Origin of the sequence: Sulfitobacter pacificus, assembly GCF_030159975.1 — a bacterium.
In the GTDB taxonomy this organism is placed as follows: domain Bacteria; phylum Pseudomonadota; class Alphaproteobacteria; order Rhodobacterales; family Rhodobacteraceae; genus Sulfitobacter; species Sulfitobacter pacificus.
In genome coordinates this window covers 1,349,946-1,369,837 of sequence record NZ_BSNL01000001.1, presented here as the reverse complement: position 1 = coordinate 1,369,837, position 19,892 = coordinate 1,349,946, and the positions used below count along the sequence as shown (strand labels likewise).

Below are 19,892 nucleotides of genomic sequence, written 5' to 3'. Positions count from 1 at the left end.
GGGGGTGATGGCCCGGTGATCCCGTCACCGGTAGCGGTGGATCTGGCAGTTGTTGAGCATGAAACCTATGATTTCCTGAAATGCATTGCCATGGCCGACAACCGCAACATCTTCGTCACCTATGCTGTCCAGCGCAGTCACAAACCCTGCGATCCGGCGTTGAAAGACCGCCATGGGTTCCGCAGGCACGGGGACTGCAAGATCCTCATGGGCATGCCACCAACGCTCTGGCAGGTGGTCAAAGGACAGATCTGGAAAATCAGCGCCCAGCTGTGCTGGCGCGCGGCCGACGTCCCCACTGAATTTCAATAACTCATGATGACCGTGCTGCACCTCGATTGGGGCGATGCCGTCAAATATTGTTCTTGCCGTCTGGATGGCACGGGTCAGAGGCGAGGTTATCACACGTGACACCCCAAGTGTTACGATGCTTTCGCGGGCTTCGGCTGCCTGTTCAAACCCCAGCGGCGTCAGCGGTGCATCAAAGATCAGCGGATCAACCTCACCCTGAAAGGCGGCGTTAAATTCCGATTGCCCATGTCGGATAAAATAGATGGCCATCGTGATCATTCCTTTCAGATGGGCGGCCCCCCTGCCCTTGGTTCTGCCGCAGTCTGTTCTGGTCTAGTTGAACAGCACCGGAAACGCCATTGCGGCTGGTTAACCGCAGCCATCAGCCGGGACTGCGACGAAACGACGGACCGCGCCCTCTTGCGCCAATGCCCGCCACGCCCCTAAAGATCACCACGGCGTTATTCAAACAAAGGGCTTGCTCATGGAATTAGATACACTCACGGCTTTCACACCGGGGGCATCGCTGTTCGGGGGGATCCTGATCGGGCTGAGCGCGGTCATGGTGATGGCCCTCTTTGGGCGCATTTCCGGTATTTCCGGGATCACCAACGCAGTCTTGAACGGGCTAAGCCCGAATGCCAATCACGGCGGTGATCTGGGCTGGCGGGTCGCATTTATCCTTGGGCTGATCGCAGCCCCTGTGATCTATACCGCCGCCACTGGAAACCCTGTCTTGCAAACTGTCCCAACATCGCTGATCGGCATGGCCCTTGCAGGGATCATCGTGGGTTTGGGCACGGCCATCGGGTCCGGCTGTACCTCGGGGCATGGTGTTTGTGGGTTGGCGCGGCTTTCGCCCAGATCCTTGGCCGCAGTGCTGAGTTTTATGGTCAGCGCGGGTGTCACCGTGTTTGTTTTGCGGCATGTGGTTTAGGGGGGTGGTCATGCGCATATTTGCAGGATTGTTGGCCGGACTACTGTTTGGCGTAGGGTTGGTGGTGTCGGGCATGTCCGATCCGGCCAAAGTATTGAATTTCCTTGATGTCGCGGGCAGTTGGGATCCGTCACTGGCCTTTGTCATGGGCGGCGCATCGGTGACGACCTTTATCGGTTACCGCCTTGTGCTGCGCCAGCCAGCACCGAAACTGGCAGAGGTGTTTCAATTGCCAGCTGCCACACAGATTGATGCGCGTCTGCTGGGCGGTGCGGCTCTGTTTGGTCTGGGTTGGGGCATCGGTGGCTTTTGTCCGGGACCAGCCTGGACCGCCCTGACCCTGCTGGCACCCGGCACCATGGTATTTCTGCCTATGATGTTGCTGGGGCTGTGGATCGGCAACAGGGTGTCGCAGCGGTAAAGCCTTCGATATATGGCCCAGAGGTTGCCGCCTTGCCGCCGCATTCCAACGGTATCAGCGGGCTGTGTTTTAAGAAGTGAGCAAGAATGGACGATCCCGCCCCGCCAAAAAACAACCGGCATAAAAAGATGTTTGAACTGTTACGCCAAGGCGACCTGCGCCCGCAAACTGGTGTGGATTCCCGCTCCGCTGCGATCACCGCGCGGTATTTGGACGGGGATGCGGCACACCGGTTTATCAACCGTGGGGTGACGTCACTAAGGCTGCAACAGGAAATACCCCGTGGTGATGCGGCACACGCGTTCCGCTTTCCGTTTGCCAAGAACTGGCCAATAAAACACCGTTAACCGGTTGTTTGTGAACGGACGGTGCAAAGGTTAGCGCACGGGGGCCCGCTATGCCAATCCGCGATATCTGGGGAAAATAACGCTCGACACCTCAACCTATGGGGCAATTAAGTCGCTATTTTTCGCAAAAAGCGACTGAAAAGCTTATGAAATCTGGACATACTGCGCCATAGAGGGCATGATTTGCGGATAAATGAGCAGATAAGAACGCGAGAACCTCAATGTATTTGTTTCCCCGAACAGTGTCTATCGGAGTGCTGTCCCTGCTTTGCTTGCTGCCCATGTCGGCGGCAGCGATTGGGCCGGATGATGTCGTAGGCGGTGACCCGGTGACGGAGCCACCGACACCAGATCCGGAGCCACCGACTCCTGAACCTCCGACGCCTGACCCTGAACCTCCGACGCCGCCGGTGATCAACAAGGATCCGTCATTTAAAGGTGACGGCAAAGAACCCGTTGGCAAGGAAAAAACACCTGTCCCACCAACTAAGGTCATCGTGCCGGCACCCCCGACAAAGACAAACACCTATCCGGTGCATACGGGTGTGAATTATTGTCCGGCGGGCCTTCAGCCTGTGACGATTTCGGGCAGCATCAGCTGTGGGAAGCCCAACAAACCGGTGACCTATCAACAGATGTTGAAACATCCGCAGAAGAAAAAGACGATGCGGGTCAAGAAAACGCGTCAGGTGATCCGTCGTTCGGCGGTGCCGACCTGTCATCCAGGGACCAAAGGGTGTTCTGACAGATAAGCCAAACCGGGATCGGGTTCAGATCCGACCCGCGCTATAAAAATTCGGGGCGCGATTGGCATAACCGCCGGTCGCGCCCCATTTTTTTGCCAATGGTCATCGGAATCCTGACAGTCGAACATCTTCCCACATCAGGGAGATCAACGCATTGAGTGAGGTGCGGTGTTGTTTTGGCTATAACGGGTTTTCCTAGAAGAATGCGCTGGCGTTCAGACCCACGGTGATTGCGCCAATCACATCCCCGGTTGCCGGGTCAGTGACCGCAAAAGACACCTGCCCCTGATAAGTTTGTGTGCTTTCATCCAGATCAATTTCATCAACAAAGACCGACCCGGCCCCTTTGTTATAGGTCTGTTTGAATTTGGCCTCATCCCCTTGCCAATAATCCGAGGTGACACCGCTGGAAGCCACGTTCAATCCATGGTGGTCCATCACAAAGACTTCAGTGATGCGCCCGCCGGACTGACCCTGATGCTCGCGCAGGAATGTAGACAGCGGGGCGTTGAGAACTGCATCAATCATTGGTGTGCTGCTGCTGCCGACCTCAGCCCGCCATGCGTTGTCCTTGGCGATAACCTCTGCCTCGGTTAATCCGCTGGTGACGCTGTTCTGTTCGGTGATGGCCTGCACGATCTGCGCATCATTCACCCATTTCATCAGGTCATCATAGATATACTTTGACATTGCGGGGGGCACTTCTGCGGCCTGAACCATGGGGGCGGCAATAACGCTGAGCGCGATAAGCGTCGATCTAAACATGTCTGTTCCTTCGGTCTGAAAATTGAGTGGCGGATTGCGACCGCGTGTTTTCAGACTAGGCGGAACCGGTTAAGGGCACGTGAAACGCATGTGTTACAGATGGTTAAACATGCCACGTAAGGCTCTGATAAAAATCAAATTTCTAGATACGGCTGCGGTGAAGTGGCAATTTCTGTACGCAATTTGAAACGTTCTAGTGCTTTCCCGACAGCATCCACCGCAGGCAGCCCGGCCTAGTTGTCGCCCTTGAACCCCAAGGCCACAACGAATTTTTCCGAACTGTCCGAACGGCTGGCTGGCGGTTTCATGTTATGCACCTTGGTGAACCGCTGTTTCAGCAGCTTTTGCAACTCTGCCTCGGCACCGCCTGCCAGCACTTTGGCGACAAAGGTGCCGCCTTCTTCCAAGACGTCAAAGGCGAAATAGGCCGCCGCCTCGCAAAGCGCCATGATCTTTAGGTGATCGGTTTTCTTATGCCCCGAAGAAGAGGCCGCCATATCCGACATTACCACATCAGCCTTGCCGCCCAGCCATTCCTTGACCTGATCGTCGGCCCCCTCATCCATGAAGTCCAGTACATGCAGTTCACAGCCGGCAATCGGCTCCATCTCCTGCAAATCAACGCCAAGGATGGTGCCCACGGCCTTGCCACTGCGTTCACCAAGGACGTTGGAGCGTTTCACCGCCACCTGACACCACCCCCCCGGTGCCGCCCCCAGATCGACAATCCGTGCGCCCGGCACAAGGAAACGGAATTTGTCGTCCAGCTCCATGATCTTATAGGCGGCGCGTCCGCGATAGCCTTCGGCCTTTGCGCGTTTCACATAGGGGTCGTTCAACTGGCGTTGCAGCCAGCGGGTTGAACTGGTGGTGCGGCCACGGGCAGATTTGACTTTGACCTTCAGGTCGCGCTGACCCCGCCCGGAGGTATTCTTTCCGGTGGGGGTTTTCTTGCCCGTGGGGGTCTTCCCCGCGCCACCGCTGCCTGTTGGTGTCTTGGCCATCTTAATACGTTCCTTCTTCCAATACGCCATCCGCCGACATCTGCGCATAAAGCAGACCCTCGCGCAGGCCACGGTCCGCCACACTCAGCCGGTCGGTTGGCCAGCAGCGCATCAGCGCTTGCAGGATCGCGGCCCCCGACATGATCAGCGCCGCACGATCCGACCCGATCCGCGGATCAGAGCGCCGCCCCGCCGGACCCATCGCCAGATAGGAATGGATCACCTTGTCGATCTGTGCCGATGTCATGCGCAGCCCGTCGATTTTGGTACGGTCATAGCGGCGTAATCCCAAATGGCTAGCCGCAACTGTCGTGACCGTGCCGGAGGTGCCGACAATCTGGAACCGTTCCTGTGGCTGCGCGGCCTGATAGGGGGTGAAATCCTGTAGGTTTTCCTCAAAAAACCAGCTCATCAAGGCAAACCGCGCCGCATCGTCATCCACATCAACAAACTGATCGCGCAGGGTGGCCACGCCCAGAGGTACGGAAATCCAATCGACCACCTTAGCCGCCGGAACATCGGTTTTGGCCTGATGAAACCCGGAATGCAGCCGCATGATGCTTTGCGCACGGTCCTTTTTCGGCACTTTGGAAATGTCGATCCAGACCAGTTCCGTTGATCCGCCGCCAATGTCTACCACTAAGAGGTTTTCGGTCTTGTGATTGACCAGTGGCGCGCAGGAAATCACCGCCAGCTGCGCCTCTTCCTCAGGTTTGATGATATCAAGCACCAGACCAGTTTCGCGCTGGATCCGGCGCATGAAATCGGCACCGTTCAAGGCGCGCCGACAGGCTTCGGTGGCAACCAGCCGCATGCGTTTGACCTTGTTGCGGCGCAGTTTCTGCTGACATATGCGCAGTGCCTGAATGGTACGCGCCATTGATCCGCGCGACAAACGCCCGGATTTTTCAAGGCCCGCCCCCAATTGGACGGACTTCGAAAAGCTGTCTACCACGTGAAAACCGCTGCCTTTCGGCTGGGCGATCAACATGCGGCAGCTATTTGTGCCCAGATCAAGGGCCGCGTATAGCTCGGACGATCTGGGCGAAACTGGCACGGGGCTCAGAGCCGACTTTAAGTCCTTATCGAGCGCGCCCGCACCTTTGGGACGCTGTGGCGCCATGGTGTCGCGCCTTTCATTTCGAGTTGACCCCAAAGTAATCGCGCAAACGTTTCCGCGCAAGCGCCAAGGTATGGTTGTGCCGCGATATTTCAGCGATCAGGATATATCTGGCGGTACCTTGCAATCCAATCACTGCTGGTCTGATCCGCCAATTTGCGCAACGAAGGCGTTATGCTGGTGGCAAGCGCGGGGTCCTGCCCGATATGTGACAATACATCAGCAAGGATTGCCTGTGGATCATCCGAAAGGGATTCATATGTCAGGCGCAAAGGTGCAATGTTCTCGGCGGCGAACCACGCATGCCATGCGACATCCAGATGACGCAGCATGTTTAACCGTTCATGGATGGCCAAGACGTTAAAACCATCCGGCAAATTCGGCGCCAAGGCCTCATGGATCGACCCATCCGCGTTGCGGTGCCATACGCCGGATTGTTCTGCTTTCACGTAAGAAACCGCTTCCGCCAGTTTATCTTGCCGTGTCAGGTGAATAAACCGCAACGGTCCGAAGGCGGCCTGCAAGCGGGCAAGATCAGAAGGCAAACCGGGATAGAGGCGGTTTAGCCAGTCACAGGCAAAGCGCAAATCCGGTCCCATCAGGCGAAGCCCGAAAACACTGGTTTTTCCGCGCCCCGCCCGCTGCATTTCCAAAAGGTAACGGCTGGAGAATGCTGGATCCATTGGATCCGCCTGTGCATCTATGCCCCAGTCCTGAGCCCATTCTTGCAGGCCTTCCTGTCGGAAAAAGCTATTGGGGCACCCTGCGACGCCAGTATCCGCCAGCATCGTGCACAGCAAGGTCGTACCGCTGCGCGGATTGCTACAAAGCACATAATTGCAAGGTAGGTCATTCATAGGGGCGTTTTATCAACCGATCCGCGGCCGGTACATGGCCCACCTCATCAAGAACTTGAGAATTATGGGGGCAAGGGCCCCTCGTCCTTGGACACCACCGGGGTTAAGAGTGGACATGGTTTTCCGCAGGGGTCGCGGAAAGCGCATGTGAAGTCGAAAAACGGCGCTGACGAAAGTGCCGTACCCGTTAGACCGATGTGAGAAATTGAAGGGAATCAGCAGATGGTGGACGTGACAATAGTGTACTGGCGCGACATTCCCGCGCAGATCATTGTGGGCAAGGGGCGCCGTGGTGCCAAACGCCCCCTGCCCGAGCGTTTTGAGCAGGCAATCGACCGCGTGGCCATGCGCATCGGCGCAGAGGACAGTGACGCCTATATGGCTGATTGGCGCAAGGCCGAACCCTTTTCCGTGGAGGGTGATGCTGACGCGGTGGCCGATGCCGAGGCGCTGCGCATTGATACTGAATACGACAAGGCGCGCCTGAAAACGCTGATTGACAACGAAGGCCGGGCCTAGGCCCTTTTGAACCGACCTGAAAGATACGTGACCCCCGCATGTTGAAGGACAAGATCATGGCATTGCTGAATTTTCGCCGTAAAGAAACCCCTGCCACCTCCACGCCAACCGCTGAAGTCGAAGCGTTTTTGCGCGACTATTCGATTGAGGTGATGCCGCGCACCGCCGAGAAGGTCGAGGATTTTACCGCCCTTCTGCCTGCCGAAACGCGCGTCTATGTCGCCCATATCGAAGGCACGCCCATTGAGGATATGGTCGCCACCGCCAAACGGCTGAATGCGGAGGGATATAAGGTAATGCCGCATTTCCCCGCGCGTATCATCAAGGACCGCGCAACGCTGGCCAACTGGATCGCCATGTATCAGGGCGAGGCGGATGTGAAACAGGCGCTGCTGCTGGCCGGTGGTGTTGCCACGCCACATGGCGATTTCAGCGACAGCATGCAGCTCATGGAAACCGGGTTGTTTGATGAAGCCGGTTTTGAACGTCTGCATGTGGCAGGTCACCCCGAAGGTAACCGTGATATCGACACAACGGGCACCGCCGGCGTGGATGCGGCGCTGAAATGGAAGAATGACTTCCAGACCCGCACGGATGCACAAATGGCCATTGCCACGCAATTCGCCTTTGACGCCAAACCGATCATCGCCTGGGCGGACAGTCTGCGCGAGGCAGGCATCACCCTGCCCGTACATATCGGCATTGCCGGTCCGGCCAAGTTGCAAACCCTGATCAAATTCGCCATTGCCTGTGGTGTTGGGCCATCCCTGAAGGTGCTGCAAAAGCGTGCGATGGATGTGACCAAACTGCTGTTGCCTTATGAGCCGACGGATGTGATCAACGAACTGGCCCTGCACAAGGCCGCCAATCCTGATTTCAACATTTCCCATGTGCATTTCTTCCCGTTGGGCGGGATCAAGACCAATGCCAACTGGGCCATCGAAAACGGCGGTTCCTCTGCCGTCCCCGCGAACCCTTCCGTCTGAAAACCTCTCTTGTCCAAGGACACCTGAATGACCCGTACCATCATCGAATCCAAAACCAAAACCGCCGTTATCGGCTTTGATGAACCCTTCTGCGTCATCGGCGAGCGGATCAACCCGACAGGCCGCAAGATTTTGGCCGAAGAGTTGGAGCGCGATGATTTCAGCCGGGTCGAGTTTGACGCGGTTGCGCAGGCAAATGCCGGTGCCACGGTGCTGGATGTGAACTCTGGCGCGGTGTTCTCGAACAAAATGGCTGAAGACCCGCGTTACGCAGATAACAATTTCGTCGAACCGATGCTGATGCCTGAAATGATCAAACGTGTGCAGGCCGTGACGGATACGCCGCTCTGCATCGACAGCTCCGTGCCCGGCGCGCTGGAGGCCGGATTGCAGGCCTGTGAAGGGCGCCCGCTACTGAACTCTGTCACCGGCGAGGAAGAGCGTCTGGAGCTGGTGTTGCCACTGGTCAAGAAATACAACGTGCCGGTGGTGGCGATTTCCAATGATGATACCGGTATTTCCGAAGACCCCGATGTGCGCTTTGCCGTGGCCAAGCTGATTGTGGAACGCGCTGCGGATCACGGTATCCCGGCGCATGACATCGTGGTTGATCCGCTGGTGATGCCAATCGGTGCCATGGCGACGGCGGGCCATCAGGTATTCACCCTTGTGCGCCGCCTGCGCGAGGAGCTGGGGGTGAACACCACCTGCGGCGCCTCCAACATCAGCTTTGGCTTGCCCAACCGTCACGGCATCAACAATGCGTTTCTGCCCATGGCGATGGGTGCCGGTATGACAAGTGCGATTATGAACCCTGTCGCCCTGCCGATCAACGCGACCAAGATTGCGGAGAAGAAGGCCGAGCTGGAAGCGCTGGGTGTGGTTCTGCCCGAAGGGATGGAAGATGAAGCCTTTGTGCAGCTGTTCGGCATGGGGTCGACCCTGCCGCGTCCGGGAAAGGAAATGGAAGCCATCCGCGCGGCGAATTTCCTGTTTGACCGGGATCCACACGGCAGTGACTGGATCAAATTCAACAAGGTGACACCCAAAGCAGGTCAGGAAGGTCGCGGACGGGCTGGCCGTGTGGGTGGCCGGCGTCGCGGCTGACACGGCTTTACCAAAGCTACATTCAATCTTGAAAAGGCCCTGACCAGCTCGGGGCCTTTTTCTTTGTGACCGGTTGATCCCTGCCAAAATGTGCTGCCTGCCATTCTGGTAACCCGGAATTAACGGACCGCCCCCTAAAACCGCTCCATTGAACAGATGTGGAGCGCAGAGATGGTCCCTGCCGGAACTTTTTCAATGCGGTCATCCTATGGGTGAGCCGTTGATGCCAGAGGGCAAGTTGGACGTGGCCGCCGCCGTTTCCTTTCACAGTGAGCTGACCGCGCGGATCGGACAGGATGTTATCATTGATTGCGAGAAAGTGACCCAGATCGGGGCGCTCTGTCTGCAAACCTGTCTGGCCGCCGCACGCGAGGCGCGCCGCAATCAAACCCTCTTTAAGATGATCAATGTCAGCGACCCCGTATTGGTGCAGCTCACCAGCATGGGTTTTACCCCTGAAACCCTTGCGGAAGGCACCACATGACCCTTCAGATTCTGGCAGTAGACGACAGCCGCACGATGCGGGATATGATCAAACTGGCCCTTCTACCCTCGGGGTTTACGGTACATACGGCGGATGACGGCATCCATGGCATTGAGGTCTTGGATGGCATCGAACCCGATGCGATCATCACCGATATCAACATGCCCCGGATGGATGGTTTTGGCTTTATCGATGCGGTGCGCGAACAGGACAAACACCGGGCGACCCCCATTCTGGTTCTGACCACCGAAGCCGCGCCGGAACTTAAGGCGCGTGCCCGCGCTGCAGGGGCCACTGGCTGGATTGTCAAACCCTTTGACCCGGCTAAACTTGTCAAAGCGCTTCAGATGGTTGCCGGGTAAAGGAACAGTCTCATGAGCACCGACAATGACCCTATGGCAGAAATCCGCGCCTCATTCTTCATCGAATGTGAAGAACTGCTGGAGGCCCTGCAAGACGGGTTGCAGACCATGGATGATGAGGGCAGCGACGATCCCGAAACCATCAATGTGGTTTTCCGCGCGGTGCATTCGATCAAAGGTGGCGCAGGGGCATTTGGGCTGGAAGGTCTGGTGCGGTTTGCCCATCGTTATGAAACGGTACTTGACGAGGTACGCGCAGGCAGGTTGAGCGTTGACGCTGCTGCGCTAAAGGTGTTTTTTCAGGCGGCGGATCATCTGTCGGATCTGGTGCGGGTCAGCCGTGATGACGACGACCTGCCAGTTGCCGAAACCGCCCGCCTGTTGACCGATCTGGATGCGTTTTTGGGTGGACCGCCCGAACAGGAAGATGAGCAGGAGATTGAATTTCAGCCAATGGTCCTGTCCTTGGACCTTGATCTGGGGGACGGGGAGGACAGCGCTTCTGAGGGTGCCCAGCCTGATCTTGACGCTTTGCCGCCGCTGCCCGACTTTGGCAGCGATGCGCCCTACAGGATTGTTTTCACACCGCATGTTGAGCTGTTTGATACTGGCAATGAACCTGCTTTGCTGCTGCGCAACCTTATGGAGCTTGGTGAAGTTTCAGTGGTTTGTGACGCCTCAGCCCTGCCCGAGCTGGCCAAAATAACACCTGATATTCCGCACCTGAGCTGGGTGGTAACCCTGTACAGCACGGTAGATGAAAGTGAAATCCGTTCCGTTTTCGAATTTGTCGACGGGCTGTGCCAATTGGACATATCTCGCGGGGAGGAGACATCCCCCGCCCCCCCGGATTTCGCGGATTTGCCAACCCCTTTGGAGGTGCCCGCAACAGAGGAAACGCCCCTGCCCGAGGCCCCTCCTGCCGCCGCGCAGAATGATCCTGAGGCGGGTCGCAGCACCGATTCGCCATCCCCCCCGGTAAAAGCCGCAGCCGAAGTGGTGAAACCTGCCGAAAAGGCCAGCCGAGCACAAAGCAACGCACAGGCAAAATCCGTCGTTCGGGTTGATCTGGATCGTATCGAACGATTGGTCAATCTAGTGGGTGAACTGGTGATCAATCAGGCCATGTTGAGTCAAAGCCTTGAAAAGTCTGGGCTTTCTCCACATTCGGATGCGATGAGCGGGCTGGAGGAATTTCAACGGCTTACCCGTGACATTCAGGACAGTGTGATGATGATCCGCGCCCAGCCGGTGAAGTCACTGTTTCAGCGCATGTCGCGGATTGTGCGGGAATCCTCTGCTGCTGTGGGTAAGGATGTTCGCCTGCATACCTTTGGCGAGGGCACGGAGGTTGATAAGACGGTCATTGAGCGGTTGGCGGACCCGCTGACCCATATGATCCGAAATGCGGTTGATCACGGGCTTGAAGATCCCGAAAAACGACAGGCTGCCGGCAAACCCGCACAGGGGCGTGTCAACCTGACGGCAGCGCACCGCAGCGGACGGGTGGTGATTGAGGTCTCCGATGATGGGGCGGGCATCAACCGGCCTCGGGTTTTACAAATCGCCATCGACAAAGGCTTGATCCCCGCAGATGTTTCCCTGAGCGACAGTGAAATCGACAACCTTCTGTTTTTACCCGGCTTTTCTACGGCTTCCGTGGTTTCGGATTTGTCAGGGCGTGGTGTTGGGATGGACGTTGTACGCACCGCCATTCAGGCGTTGGGTGGGCGGATCACCATCACTTCCAATCCGGGGGAAGGGACAACATTTTCCATCTCGCTCCCGCTTACCCTGGCGGTGCTTGACGGTATGGTGATCAAGGTTGCCGGTGAAACATTGGTTCTGCCGCTTAATCTGGTGGTTGAGACGCTGACCTTGGGGCCGAACGATGTTCAGATGGTGCGCCCGGGCCGGAATGTCATCGAGGTGCGCAGCGGGTTTGTACCGCTGTTCGACCTTGGGGCGGCCCTTGGGTATCGACCGTTGCTGGAGGATTTTGACGAATATGTTGTTCTGCTGATCGCGCAAGAGGACGGCAGCAGTGCCGCCTTGGTCATCGACAATATTATTGATCAGCGGCAGGTGGTCATTAAAGGGCTCGACGAGAGTTTTTACCGCGCACCCGGCATTGCTGCAGCCACCATTCTCGGGGATGGGCAGATCGCGTTGATCCTTGACCCGACTGACATCATTTCCACGCCCGGTGCCGCACCAACACAAGCGCAACCAGCACAACAATTGGGACTTTCCGCATGACCGATACAGTGGGCAGCACAACCATCGAACTTCTGACTTTTCGCTTGGCAGAGCAGGAATATGCACTTGATATCATGTCGGTGCGGGAAATCAGAGGGTGGACCCATGCCACCTCCCTGCCCCATGCGCCGCCCTATATGAAAGGGGTGATCAACCTGCGCGGCACGGTTTTGCCGGTGATGGACCTTGCGTCGCGGCTGGGCATGGCAGAACGCAAGCAGAATGAACGCAGTGTGATCATTGTTGTGAACTATGAGGATACGATGACCGGGCTGCTGGTGGATGCGGTGTCTGACATCGTGGCGGTGACGGATGAAGATCTGCAACCCCCGCCGGAACTGGCGGCAAGCACCGCCGACGGCGTTGTCAGCGCCCTGACTCTGATCGACGAAAGGATGATCCGGGTTCTCAACCTGCCGATGACCATCAATTCTTTCGAAAGCGCCGCTGCATGAGTTCACGCAGGCAGGAAATTGCCAGCCTTGATGCTGCCAGTTTTCGCGCAATTGCCGCGCTGGCCTATCGCGAGAGCGGGCTGACCCTGATCGAGGAAAAAACCCCGATGATTCAGTCGCGGCTGCGGCATCGGCTGCGCGATTTGGGCCTAGTTGATTTCCCATCCTACTGTGCGCTGATCGAGTCAGACCAAGGTCTGGATGAACGCCAGCATCTGATTTCCGCGCTGACCACAAATGTATCGCATTTCTTTCGAGAGGATCATCATTTCGAGACGCTGAAATCCGAACTGGACAGATGCCTGCCAAAGCTGCGCGCTGGTGGCCAAATGCGGATCTGGTCGGCTGGATGTTCAAACGGTCAGGAAGCGCTTTCTGCCGCGATCACCCTGATGGAACATCTGCCAGGCATTGCCGATTTGGATGTCCGCATCCTGGCCACTGATATCGATCCGAAAGTCGTGCGGTTCGCGCGCGAAGGGGTATATCCCCAACGATTACTGGGAGGCGTTCCCGCAGGGCTGATTGACAAGTATTTTCAACAGGTTGAAGCGGTGACAGATGAACCGCATTTCTGTGCCCATCAACGGTTGCGATCCATGATCAGAATTAACGAACTTAACCTGCTTGCACCCTGGCCGATGAAAAAGAGATTTGAAGTGATCTTTTGCAGGAATGTTGTGATCTATTTCGACATCGCGACCCAAGAAACCCTATGGCCAAAATTCCATGCCGCCCTTGCCCCGGAAGGGGTTCTGTTTCTGGGCCATTCCGAAAGGATATCCGATCCAGCCAGATTTGGTTTTATCTGCACAGGACCAACAACTTACCGCCCCGACACGCGCTGAACAACCTTGCGTCGATACTGATAACAACATTCTTGCGAAGGAAGAAAACAATGGCATTGCGCGATCAAATTCGGATCATGGTGGTGGATGACATGTCCACAAGCCGCGGGCTGATCACCCAGGCGCTGGATGCTTTTGGGGTGCGCAATGTCGCCACCGCCGAAAATGGCAAACAGGCCCTTCAGGCGCTGGCAAGCAAGCCCGTCCATCTGGTGATTTCAGACTACAACATGCCAGAAATGGACGGGCTGCAATTGCTGCATTATTTGCGTGCTGCGCCCAAGACCAAAGGCGTTGGGTTTGTCTTGATTACAGGCCGTGCCGAACAGCAGATCATTGACCATGGCAAGAAGTTGGGAATGAATAACTATCTTAAGAAACCATTCCAACCTGATGATTTGCGCAACTGCATCGAAACCGTTGTTGGGCGCTTGTGAATAAAAGTGCTGCAGAAACCCTATCCCTGACCGATCTCTTGGCCGGGGTGTCGGGTCAGATGGAGAGCTTGGCATCAGAGGTGCATCAGATCGAACATGCGATCGGGGATGAGCTTGGGGTGATGTCCGCGCAGGGGGCGCAGACCATAACCCGGCTTCAACGGCTCGATTTCCTGCGCCAGTCTCTGGAGGATCTGGCGCTGCTGATGCATTTTCTTTCGAAAAACCATGACGGTTATGTTGAACCCGGTATCGCCGATAAACTGCGTCTTGATGCAACCAAGGCTCTGCTTCAGGAACGTAGATCGGCCCGCACCCGTTTCCCGCCTGATGACCGGATCTTGGGCGAGGTTGATTTATTTTAACACGAATAGCCCCCTCGTTCATCGAAACCAAGACCGCACAAATAGCTGATAAATCACCGAAAAAATGCGTCCAGATGTATGCACGCTGCCATGATGTTGCGCCACAGCCACCCTTGACCACCCTCCGCTAAGCAATGGTCGAAAACCTCACGTCATTGCCTGCTGATCGCACGGTGTCAGAACAGTTCCAGATCGTTACCGCGTGCCGGTGCTGCTGGCGGGATGATTTCAATCTCTGTGGTGTGATGTGCCTTAACCCGTGCCGCACCTGTTGTTGGCGTAAAGACAACATTGCGCGACACCGTACCGCCAAGGGAGCTGGACACGCATTCAATATTTTCCATGGCAAGAAAATTGGTTGCAAACGCGCAGTTGGAGGGGCCGATTTCCGACAGGCCCTTGATCATCTGGGCCCCGCCAAACGCCTTGGCCAGCAAACGTGTGCGGCTTGCCCCCATTTTCAGAAGATCATTGATCAGCAGTTCCATCGCATTGATGCCGGACAGATCGCTTTTCGCAGCGTTGCAGGTGGTGGAGGCCAATAAAATATGGTTCATCCCACCCACTTCAGCAATGGGATCCCACAGGCAGCAGGCCACGCAAGAACCCAGCAAGGTTGAAATTGTGACGGCCGGATCGGCCGAGGTCTGAAATTCGCCCTGCGTGATAACCAGGTTCATTCTTGCCTCTCCCCAATCCGCTGCGCCTCAGCATGTGCGGCTATTGCGCGGTTAACGGCACCACCGATTTTCTCAGGCGGCAATTGCAAGTCAACGGCCCCCAGTTCAAAGGCCGCACGCGGCATCCCGTATATGACGCAGCTTTGCCGATCCTGTCCGATGGTTCGTGCACCGCCAGCGTGAAGTTGCAAAAGCCCCTCTGCCCCGTCCCTACCCAGGCCTGTCAGGATAACCGCGATGATATCACGCCCGTATTGCGCTGCGGATTTGAACAGCACATCCACAGAGGGGCAATGCCGCGACAGGTCATCCTGTTTCGAGAACCGGCAGATCCATTGCCGGTCCTTACACAGGATTTCAGTATGACGGCCCTGCGCCGGGGCAAGCCGTACCTGCCCTGGATGCAAGACCTCGCCCGCGCGCGCGATGCCCACATTCTGCGCCAGGTTCCGGTTCAGCAATTGCGAAAAACTGACAAGGAAAGCACCGGGCATATGTTGTACAATCACCACCGGCGGGCCGTCGGCATCAAGCCCGGCCAAGACATGTTCAATCGCATTTACCCCACCGGTCGACGCGCCGATCAAAACCAACGGCATTTGATGGTCGCCGCCGATAGGCAGTGACGATGCTGGCAACCGACCTGTGATCCCCGGCGGCGTGATAACCTTGCTACAAGCGGCAGAAAAAACCCGCCGGCACATGTCACGCCGACCTTTCGGGCCGGGAACGATGGTGGGTTTTACGATACAGTCAATTGCACCTGCAGTCAGCGCGGTAATGGTCGCCTCTGAGTTCTGATGCGTTGTCGCCGAAATCATCACCACCGGCATCGGACGCAAGGTCATCAGTTTTACCAGAAACTCCAGCCCGTTCATCCCGGGCATGTCAATGTCCAGGGTCACGACATTGGGGTCGGTATCTCTGATCACCTGACGGGCGGTCAGGGCACAGCTGGCCTCGCCCACCACGATCAGGCGGGGATCCTCCTCAAACACCCCACGCAGCCAACGCCGGATGCTGCGAGAATCATCAACGATCACCACCCGTTTGCGTTTTGAGCGATGTAACATGCGACCGCCAAAATCCAGTTCCTGATCCTGCATCCCTGATCCTTACGCCGTTTGCGTCTGGCGGATTGCGCCGATGCTGACACCCGCTACATGCCGGGTCCTTGGTCTGGCAAAAGGATGAAGGATACATGAAAACACGAGGCTGGTAGTGGGAAAACTCGTTCAAATGCGGCCATAGCGCCACCTGCCCTGCGACCTCAGCGTGGGGCGGCCCTCTGTGAGAGCAGTGGTTTACGAGAAGGACGATACTAGCAAAGACTGACCGGGATCAGAGTGGTTTCAACCCTTGCCGAAACCGGGCGGCGTTTTCGGTATAGTGACGCGCCGAGGCGGTCAGCCCTGCAATCGCGGCGGCATCAAGTTCCCGCACCACTTTCCCCGGTACGCCCATCACCAAGGACCCGTCAGGGATCACCTTGTTCTCGGTGATCAGCGCCCCGGCCCCAATCAGGCAATTCTTGCCGATCTTGGCCCCGTTCAACACAGTGGCCCCCATGCCGATCAGTGAGTTGTCGCCAATGCTACAGCCATGCAGCATCACCTTATGGCCGATGGTACAATCTGCACCGATGGTCAGCGGGCATCCCGGATCCGTGTGGAACACACAGTTTTCCTGCACATTGCTGCCTTTACCCACATGGATGACCTCATTGTCGCCGCGCAGGGTTGATCCGAACCAGACAGAGGCCCCAGCCTCCAGCACGACATTGCCGATAACATTGGCATCAGGTGCCACCCATGCGCTGTCATCCACGGTAGGTTTGATATCGGCCAAGGCATAAAGGGTCATGCGTCTTCCTCAAATTCGGTCTGCAACTTGCGCACATGATCCAGTAGACGCGGCTGTTGTGCAACACGCATCCGTTCAGCACGAATGATCGTCTTCAGCTTTTCCTCGGTCTCGGTCAGCTCGTCATTCACAAGGACGTAGTCATACCCGTCCCAATGGCTTATCTCGTCCCAGCTTTTCCGCATCCGTTTTGAAATTGTCTCCATGTCGTCCTGATTGCGACTGATAAGACGGCGTTTCAACTCCGGTATCGACGGGGGCAGGATAAAGATCGAAAGCGTATGTGACCCCAGGGCAGATTTCTGGATTTGCTGCGCGCCTTGCCAGTCAATGTCGAACAGGACATCCCGCCCTGCACTGATAGAGGCTTCGACCGGGGCCTTGGGAGAACCGTAATTGTTCCCGAAAACATGCGCATGCTCCAACATTTCGGAGTCAGAAACCCATTTGCGAAAATCCGCCTGCGTCACGAAATAGTAATCCTTGCCCTCAACCTCGCCCTCACGCGGCGCACGTGTGGTGGCGGAGATCGAGAATTGCAACGAAGGGTCCCATTCCATCAAACGCTTTGCCAGCGTTGATTTCCCCGCCCCCGAGGGCGAGCTGAGGATGATCAAAAGGCCCCGTCTTTCGGCTGTTTCCCGGCTCATCACTTACTCCACATTCTGTACTTGTTCGCGCATCTGATCGACCACCGCCTTCAGCGCCAGACCGATGGTCGTCAATTCCTTCATCTGCGCTTTGGAACACAGGGTATTGGCCTCGCGGTTGAATTCCTGTGTCAGGAAATCCAGCTTGCGCCCCACCGGGCCGCCCTCTGCCAGCAATGCGCGGGCGGCGGCAACATGTGCCTTCAGGCGGTCGATTTCTTCGGTGATGTCCGTTTTCACCGCGATCAGCGCCAGTTCCTGTGCCAACCGCGCGGCCTCCACCCCTTCGGCATTGTCCAGTACGCGGGCCAGATTGCTGCGCAGGGTTGCAGACATTTCGGCCTGTCGGGCGGGGATCAGATCCGCGGCTTGGCCGGTCAACTCTTCGATCTTGTCCAACTGGCCGGATAGAACAGCATGAAGGGCGGCCCCTTCCTGCGCTCGCATCGCATTGAAATCATTCAAGACCGCGTCAAAATCTGCCAGCAGAAGCTGACACAGGGCGGCGGCGTCATCGTCGAAGCTCGCCTGTTCCAACACGCCGCGCATGGTCACGATGTCGGTGGCCTTGGACGGTGCCAGCGACACACCGGCATCCATCGCCCGCTCTTCAATCTGATGCAGCGCGGACAGCACAGTTTCCAGCTGCGCCGCGTTCACCGCCAGAGTGCCACCTGCCTCTTCCCGGTTCAGACGCAGATTACAGGTGATATTGCCACGCGCCACAGAGGCCGACAGCTTCTTGCGCAGCCCGGTTTCCAAGCCTTCCACCCAGTCGGGCACCCGCAGACGCAGATCCAGTCCACGCCCGTTCACTGCACGCACCTCCCACCCCCAGCTGAACGGCGCATCGGCCCCGCTGGCGGATGCAAAACCGGTCATCGAATTGATCATGCGCGTCCTTCCTTATGGCCAAGCGGCCTTTTGACAATCTGTCCTTAGTTCCCTGTGCAATAGGTCGAAACACACCCGGGGGGCAAGCCTCTGCCCCCTGCTGCGCATTAACCAGTTGAGCAGAAACCAGCACAATTGCCTCAAAACGATGATATTAAGTTTTTGGTAACATAGCTGCTTGGGGGCAGTGCAAGATGCGGGATCGGCGTGACGACCAGTGATGGGGTGCCTGCCCCGTTTCGCGGTAACAAGGCTTGGATCAAGTTTCATGGACAACTCTCCACATAAGGCGCAGAATGTCATTGCTATGACAGATTATCAGTCGGACACCGGGTATAGTGCAATTGCGCAGATCGAAGCCTATTGGGAAGCGATCCGCGGCACACGCTTGCTGCCGAAACGGTCAGACATTGATCCTCGCGGTATCGAACAGGCGCTGGAGAATGCCTTTATCCTTGAACGGATTGCGCCTGGCATTGCCAGATTGCGTATCGCGGGCAGTCACCTAAACGATCTGATGGGAATGGAAGTGCGCGGCATGCCGCTGACCTCTTTTTTTATGCCTGCTGCCCGCCCGGTTGTCTCTGACCTGCTTGAGGTGGTTTTCCAGACACCGGCGATCAGCACCCTGCGGCTGACCTCCGCCGCATCGGGGACGCGCCCCGCGCTGGAGGCCCGGATGATCCTCTTGCCGTTGAAAAGTGATCTGGGGGACGTCAGCCGTGTGCTGGGTGGGTTTGTCAGCAAAGGCGACATGGGGCCAGCCCCGCGCCGTTTCGAGGTACTGACCAAAGAGGTGCTGCATATCGCGACCGGGCATCCCCCGATGCCAGCCCCACAGCCCGTCCTCCCGCAGCCTGAACCAAGGATGACCGAACGGCACAAACCCCAAGGGTTTGCAGAGGATCAGGCACCCTATCGCCCGAAAACCGACAAAAAACGCCCGCCTTACCTGCGGCTGGTCAAATCAGATAACGGAACTCTGGATCAAGATTCGAGCTGACACAGCGGCGGATCAGACCAGCAAGCGGGTGAAATACACCCCACCGGCTGCGGATACAGCGGTCAATGCCGTGCCCCATATCAGGTCCGTCACAACCATATCCCATGTCCAGTCCTTCATCACCGCAAGATTGGTAAACTCATAGGTGCCATAGCCCATGGCACCTATCAAAGCGGCATTGCCCAGCACCCAAAGCAGGGATTTTTCCTGTGTTATCGCAGGCCATGACACAAACCAAAGCAATACGGCGATGTAAAAGGCGTAAAAAACAAACGCGGGCAGGATGCGGAACTCCTCCAGCAACAAGGCACTGATATGCCTTTCAAAAACGGGTTTTACGATATTGGTCAGCCCCAAATAGTCAAGACCAAGGAAAAGCACGAATGTCGTGAGATACAGGATAACAAGGCTCATGAAGCAATCTCCGGTTTATTCGCCTACATCTGTGGCAGGTGCTGGAAAATTCAAATGTTCCAGTGAAAAACCTTGCCA

26 protein-coding genes are annotated in these 19,892 nt (G+C 56.8%); 15 read left to right on the top strand and 11 right to left on the bottom strand.

The window, feature by feature from the left end; translation table 11 throughout:
• Nucleotides 1–24 precede the first annotated feature (24 nt).
• Nucleotides 25–561 (bottom strand): histidine phosphatase family protein, encoded by a 537-nt coding sequence (locus QQL78_RS06930; RefSeq protein WP_284371904.1) that lies wholly within the window; start codon nt 559–561, stop codon nt 25–27.
• Nucleotides 562–775: 214 nt separating this feature from the next.
• Between QQL78_RS06930 and QQL78_RS06925 the strand changes: the two genes are divergently transcribed.
• The 4 genes from QQL78_RS06925 to QQL78_RS06910 all read left to right on the top strand — a co-directional run bounded on the left by QQL78_RS06925 (nt 776) and on the right by QQL78_RS06910 (nt 2,748).
• Nucleotides 776–1,228: a YeeE/YedE family protein gene (locus QQL78_RS06925; RefSeq protein ID WP_284371902.1), complete on the top strand. Its 453-nt coding sequence runs from the start codon at nt 776–778 to the stop codon at nt 1,226–1,228.
• A gap of 10 nt (nt 1,229–1,238) precedes the next feature.
• Complete coding sequence (locus QQL78_RS06920) at nt 1,239–1,649, top strand: DUF6691 family protein (protein WP_284371900.1); 411 nt, start codon at nt 1,239–1,241, stop codon at nt 1,647–1,649.
• An 86-nt stretch (nt 1,650–1,735) separates the two neighbouring features.
• Nucleotides 1,736–1,996: a hypothetical protein gene (locus tag QQL78_RS06915; protein ID WP_284371898.1), complete on the top strand. Its 261-nt coding sequence runs from the start codon at nt 1,736–1,738 to the stop codon at nt 1,994–1,996.
• 221 nt (nt 1,997–2,217) lie between these two features.
• Entirely contained in the window at nt 2,218–2,748 is a 531-nt protein-coding gene (locus tag QQL78_RS06910) for a hypothetical protein (RefSeq protein ID WP_284371896.1), read from the top strand.
• A gap of 189 nt (nt 2,749–2,937) precedes the next feature.
• On the opposite strand, the gene QQL78_RS06905 is transcribed toward QQL78_RS06910, so the two are convergent.
• From QQL78_RS06905 to QQL78_RS06890, 4 genes are all read right to left on the bottom strand, one after another.
• The gene (locus QQL78_RS06905) at nt 2,938–3,507 is read right to left on the bottom strand and encodes a hypothetical protein (RefSeq protein ID WP_284371894.1); all 570 of its coding nucleotides are present in this window, start codon (nt 3,505–3,507) and stop codon (nt 2,938–2,940) included.
• A 233-nt stretch (nt 3,508–3,740) separates the two neighbouring features.
• Nucleotides 3,741–4,511 (bottom strand): RlmE family RNA methyltransferase, encoded by a 771-nt coding sequence (locus QQL78_RS06900; RefSeq protein ID WP_284371892.1) that lies wholly within the window; start codon nt 4,509–4,511, stop codon nt 3,741–3,743.
• Nucleotide 4,512: 1 nt separating this feature from the next.
• Complete coding sequence (locus tag QQL78_RS06895) at nt 4,513–5,634, bottom strand: Ppx/GppA phosphatase family protein (RefSeq protein WP_284371890.1); 1,122 nt, start codon at nt 5,632–5,634, stop codon at nt 4,513–4,515.
• An 89-nt stretch (nt 5,635–5,723) separates the two neighbouring features.
• Entirely contained in the window at nt 5,724–6,488 is a 765-nt protein-coding gene (locus QQL78_RS06890) for a Stf0 family sulfotransferase (protein WP_284371888.1), read from the bottom strand.
• A 222-nt stretch (nt 6,489–6,710) separates the two neighbouring features.
• On the opposite strand from QQL78_RS06890, the gene QQL78_RS06885 reads away from it, so the two are divergent.
• From QQL78_RS06885 to QQL78_RS06840, 10 genes are all read left to right on the top strand, one after another.
• Nucleotides 6,711–7,007 (top strand): virulence factor, encoded by a 297-nt coding sequence (locus QQL78_RS06885; RefSeq protein ID WP_284371887.1) that lies wholly within the window; start codon nt 6,711–6,713, stop codon nt 7,005–7,007.
• Nucleotides 7,008–7,063: 56 nt separating this feature from the next.
• The gene (locus QQL78_RS06880) at nt 7,064–7,993 is read left to right on the top strand and encodes a methylenetetrahydrofolate reductase (RefSeq protein ID WP_284371885.1); all 930 of its coding nucleotides are present in this window, start codon (nt 7,064–7,066) and stop codon (nt 7,991–7,993) included.
• 27 nt (nt 7,994–8,020) lie between these two features.
• Nucleotides 8,021–9,100: a methyltetrahydrofolate cobalamin methyltransferase gene (locus QQL78_RS06875; protein ID WP_284371883.1), complete on the top strand. Its 1,080-nt coding sequence runs from the start codon at nt 8,021–8,023 to the stop codon at nt 9,098–9,100.
• A 208-nt stretch (nt 9,101–9,308) separates the two neighbouring features.
• Nucleotides 9,309–9,584 (top strand): STAS domain-containing protein, encoded by a 276-nt coding sequence (locus QQL78_RS06870; protein ID WP_284371881.1) that lies wholly within the window; start codon nt 9,309–9,311, stop codon nt 9,582–9,584.
• Entirely contained in the window at nt 9,581–9,946 is a 366-nt protein-coding gene (locus QQL78_RS06865) for a response regulator (RefSeq protein WP_284371879.1), read from the top strand. Before QQL78_RS06870 ends, QQL78_RS06865 begins: the two co-directional genes overlap by 4 nt.
• A gap of 12 nt (nt 9,947–9,958) precedes the next feature.
• Complete coding sequence (locus tag QQL78_RS06860) at nt 9,959–12,205, top strand: chemotaxis protein CheA (RefSeq protein ID WP_284371877.1); 2,247 nt, start codon at nt 9,959–9,961, stop codon at nt 12,203–12,205.
• A complete protein-coding gene (locus QQL78_RS06855; RefSeq protein WP_284371875.1) occupies nt 12,202–12,660 on the top strand; it encodes a chemotaxis protein CheW in 459 nt (152 codons plus the stop codon). The genes QQL78_RS06860 and QQL78_RS06855 overlap by 4 nt, the downstream gene beginning before the upstream one ends.
• Nucleotides 12,657–13,508: a CheR family methyltransferase gene (locus QQL78_RS06850; RefSeq protein ID WP_284371873.1), complete on the top strand. Its 852-nt coding sequence runs from the start codon at nt 12,657–12,659 to the stop codon at nt 13,506–13,508. Before QQL78_RS06855 ends, QQL78_RS06850 begins: the two co-directional genes overlap by 4 nt.
• A gap of 50 nt (nt 13,509–13,558) precedes the next feature.
• Nucleotides 13,559–13,945, top strand: coding sequence for a response regulator (locus QQL78_RS06845; RefSeq protein ID WP_284371872.1), 387 nt, complete (start codon nt 13,559–13,561; stop codon nt 13,943–13,945).
• The gene (locus tag QQL78_RS06840) at nt 13,942–14,310 is read left to right on the top strand and encodes a DUF8776 family protein (protein ID WP_284371870.1); all 369 of its coding nucleotides are present in this window, start codon (nt 13,942–13,944) and stop codon (nt 14,308–14,310) included. The genes QQL78_RS06845 and QQL78_RS06840 overlap by 4 nt, the downstream gene beginning before the upstream one ends.
• 176 nt (nt 14,311–14,486) lie before the next feature.
• On the opposite strand, the gene QQL78_RS06835 is transcribed toward QQL78_RS06840, so the two are convergent.
• The 5 genes from QQL78_RS06835 to QQL78_RS06815 all read right to left on the bottom strand — a co-directional run bounded on the left by QQL78_RS06835 (nt 14,487) and on the right by QQL78_RS06815 (nt 18,397).
• The gene (locus QQL78_RS06835) at nt 14,487–14,990 is read right to left on the bottom strand and encodes a chemotaxis protein CheD (RefSeq protein WP_284371868.1); all 504 of its coding nucleotides are present in this window, start codon (nt 14,988–14,990) and stop codon (nt 14,487–14,489) included.
• Entirely contained in the window at nt 14,987–16,096 is a 1,110-nt protein-coding gene (gene cheB / locus QQL78_RS06830; protein ID WP_284371866.1) for a chemotaxis-specific protein-glutamate methyltransferase CheB, read from the bottom strand. Before cheB ends, QQL78_RS06835 begins: the two co-directional genes overlap by 4 nt.
• A 235-nt stretch (nt 16,097–16,331) precedes the next feature.
• A complete protein-coding gene (locus tag QQL78_RS06825) occupies nt 16,332–16,853 on the bottom strand; it encodes a gamma carbonic anhydrase family protein (RefSeq protein ID WP_284371864.1) in 522 nt (173 codons plus the stop codon).
• Nucleotides 16,850–17,503: a guanylate kinase gene (gene gmk, locus QQL78_RS06820; RefSeq protein WP_284371863.1), complete on the bottom strand. Its 654-nt coding sequence runs from the start codon at nt 17,501–17,503 to the stop codon at nt 16,850–16,852. Before gmk ends, QQL78_RS06825 begins: the two co-directional genes overlap by 4 nt.
• A 3-nt stretch (nt 17,504–17,506) precedes the next feature.
• Entirely contained in the window at nt 17,507–18,397 is an 891-nt protein-coding gene (locus QQL78_RS06815; RefSeq protein ID WP_284371862.1) for a YicC/YloC family endoribonuclease, read from the bottom strand.
• Between the two features lie 268 nt (nt 18,398–18,665).
• Here QQL78_RS06815 and QQL78_RS06810 point away from each other — a divergent pair, with 268 nt between their 5' ends.
• Nucleotides 18,666–19,400, top strand: a complete 735-nt coding sequence (locus QQL78_RS06810; protein WP_284371861.1) for a PAS domain-containing protein — start codon at nt 18,666–18,668, stop codon at nt 19,398–19,400.
• A 12-nt stretch (nt 19,401–19,412) separates the two neighbouring features.
• Here the strand turns inward: QQL78_RS06810 and QQL78_RS06805 are convergent, their stop codons facing one another.
• A complete protein-coding gene (locus QQL78_RS06805) occupies nt 19,413–19,814 on the bottom strand; it encodes a DUF2177 family protein (RefSeq protein ID WP_284371859.1) in 402 nt (133 codons plus the stop codon).
• Nucleotides 19,815–19,892: the final 78 nt, after the last annotated feature.

Bases quoted from the DNA above. Each gene is read 5' to 3' on its own strand.
- QQL78_RS06825 (WP_284371864.1), bottom strand. From the start codon at position 16,853: ATGACCCTTTATGCCTTGGCCGATATCAAACCTACCGTGGATGACAGC.
- QQL78_RS06880 (WP_284371885.1), top strand. From the start codon at position 7,064: ATGGCATTGCTGAATTTTCGCCGTAAAGAAACCCCTGCCACCTCCACG.
- QQL78_RS06855 (WP_284371875.1), top strand. From the start codon at position 12,202: ATGACCGATACAGTGGGCAGCACAACCATCGAACTTCTGACTTTTCGC.
- QQL78_RS06905 (WP_284371894.1), bottom strand. From the start codon at position 3,507: ATGTTTAGATCGACGCTTATCGCGCTCAGCGTTATTGCCGCCCCCATG.
- QQL78_RS06815 (WP_284371862.1), bottom strand. From the start codon at position 18,397: ATGATCAATTCGATGACCGGTTTTGCATCCGCCAGCGGGGCCGATGCG.
- QQL78_RS06900 (WP_284371892.1), bottom strand. From the start codon at position 4,511: ATGGCCAAGACACCAACAGGCAGCGGTGGCGCGGGGAAGACCCCCACG.
- QQL78_RS06920 (WP_284371900.1), top strand. From the start codon at position 1,239: ATGCGCATATTTGCAGGATTGTTGGCCGGACTACTGTTTGGCGTAGGG.
- QQL78_RS06860 (WP_284371877.1), top strand. From the start codon at position 9,959: ATGAGCACCGACAATGACCCTATGGCAGAAATCCGCGCCTCATTCTTC.
- gmk (WP_284371863.1), bottom strand. From the start codon at position 17,503: ATGAGCCGGGAAACAGCCGAAAGACGGGGCCTTTTGATCATCCTCAGC.
- QQL78_RS06885 (WP_284371887.1), top strand. From the start codon at position 6,711: ATGGTGGACGTGACAATAGTGTACTGGCGCGACATTCCCGCGCAGATC.
- QQL78_RS06875 (WP_284371883.1), top strand. From the start codon at position 8,021: ATGACCCGTACCATCATCGAATCCAAAACCAAAACCGCCGTTATCGGC.
- QQL78_RS06895 (WP_284371890.1), bottom strand. From the start codon at position 5,634: ATGGCGCCACAGCGTCCCAAAGGTGCGGGCGCGCTCGATAAGGACTTA.
- QQL78_RS06925 (WP_284371902.1), top strand. From the start codon at position 776: ATGGAATTAGATACACTCACGGCTTTCACACCGGGGGCATCGCTGTTC.
- QQL78_RS06915 (WP_284371898.1), top strand. From the start codon at position 1,736: ATGGACGATCCCGCCCCGCCAAAAAACAACCGGCATAAAAAGATGTTT.
- QQL78_RS06865 (WP_284371879.1), top strand. From the start codon at position 9,581: ATGACCCTTCAGATTCTGGCAGTAGACGACAGCCGCACGATGCGGGAT.
- QQL78_RS06910 (WP_284371896.1), top strand. From the start codon at position 2,218: ATGTATTTGTTTCCCCGAACAGTGTCTATCGGAGTGCTGTCCCTGCTT.
- QQL78_RS06870 (WP_284371881.1), top strand. From the start codon at position 9,309: ATGGGTGAGCCGTTGATGCCAGAGGGCAAGTTGGACGTGGCCGCCGCC.
- QQL78_RS06850 (WP_284371873.1), top strand. From the start codon at position 12,657: ATGAGTTCACGCAGGCAGGAAATTGCCAGCCTTGATGCTGCCAGTTTT.
- QQL78_RS06805 (WP_284371859.1), bottom strand. From the start codon at position 19,814: ATGAGCCTTGTTATCCTGTATCTCACGACATTCGTGCTTTTCCTTGGT.
- QQL78_RS06930 (WP_284371904.1), bottom strand. From the start codon at position 561: ATGGCCATCTATTTTATCCGACATGGGCAATCGGAATTTAACGCCGCC.
- cheB (WP_284371866.1), bottom strand. From the start codon at position 16,096: ATGCAGGATCAGGAACTGGATTTTGGCGGTCGCATGTTACATCGCTCA.
- QQL78_RS06810 (WP_284371861.1), top strand. From the start codon at position 18,666: ATGGACAACTCTCCACATAAGGCGCAGAATGTCATTGCTATGACAGAT.
- QQL78_RS06845 (WP_284371872.1), top strand. From the start codon at position 13,559: ATGGCATTGCGCGATCAAATTCGGATCATGGTGGTGGATGACATGTCC.
- QQL78_RS06835 (WP_284371868.1), bottom strand. From the start codon at position 14,990: ATGAACCTGGTTATCACGCAGGGCGAATTTCAGACCTCGGCCGATCCG.
- QQL78_RS06890 (WP_284371888.1), bottom strand. From the start codon at position 6,488: ATGAATGACCTACCTTGCAATTATGTGCTTTGTAGCAATCCGCGCAGC.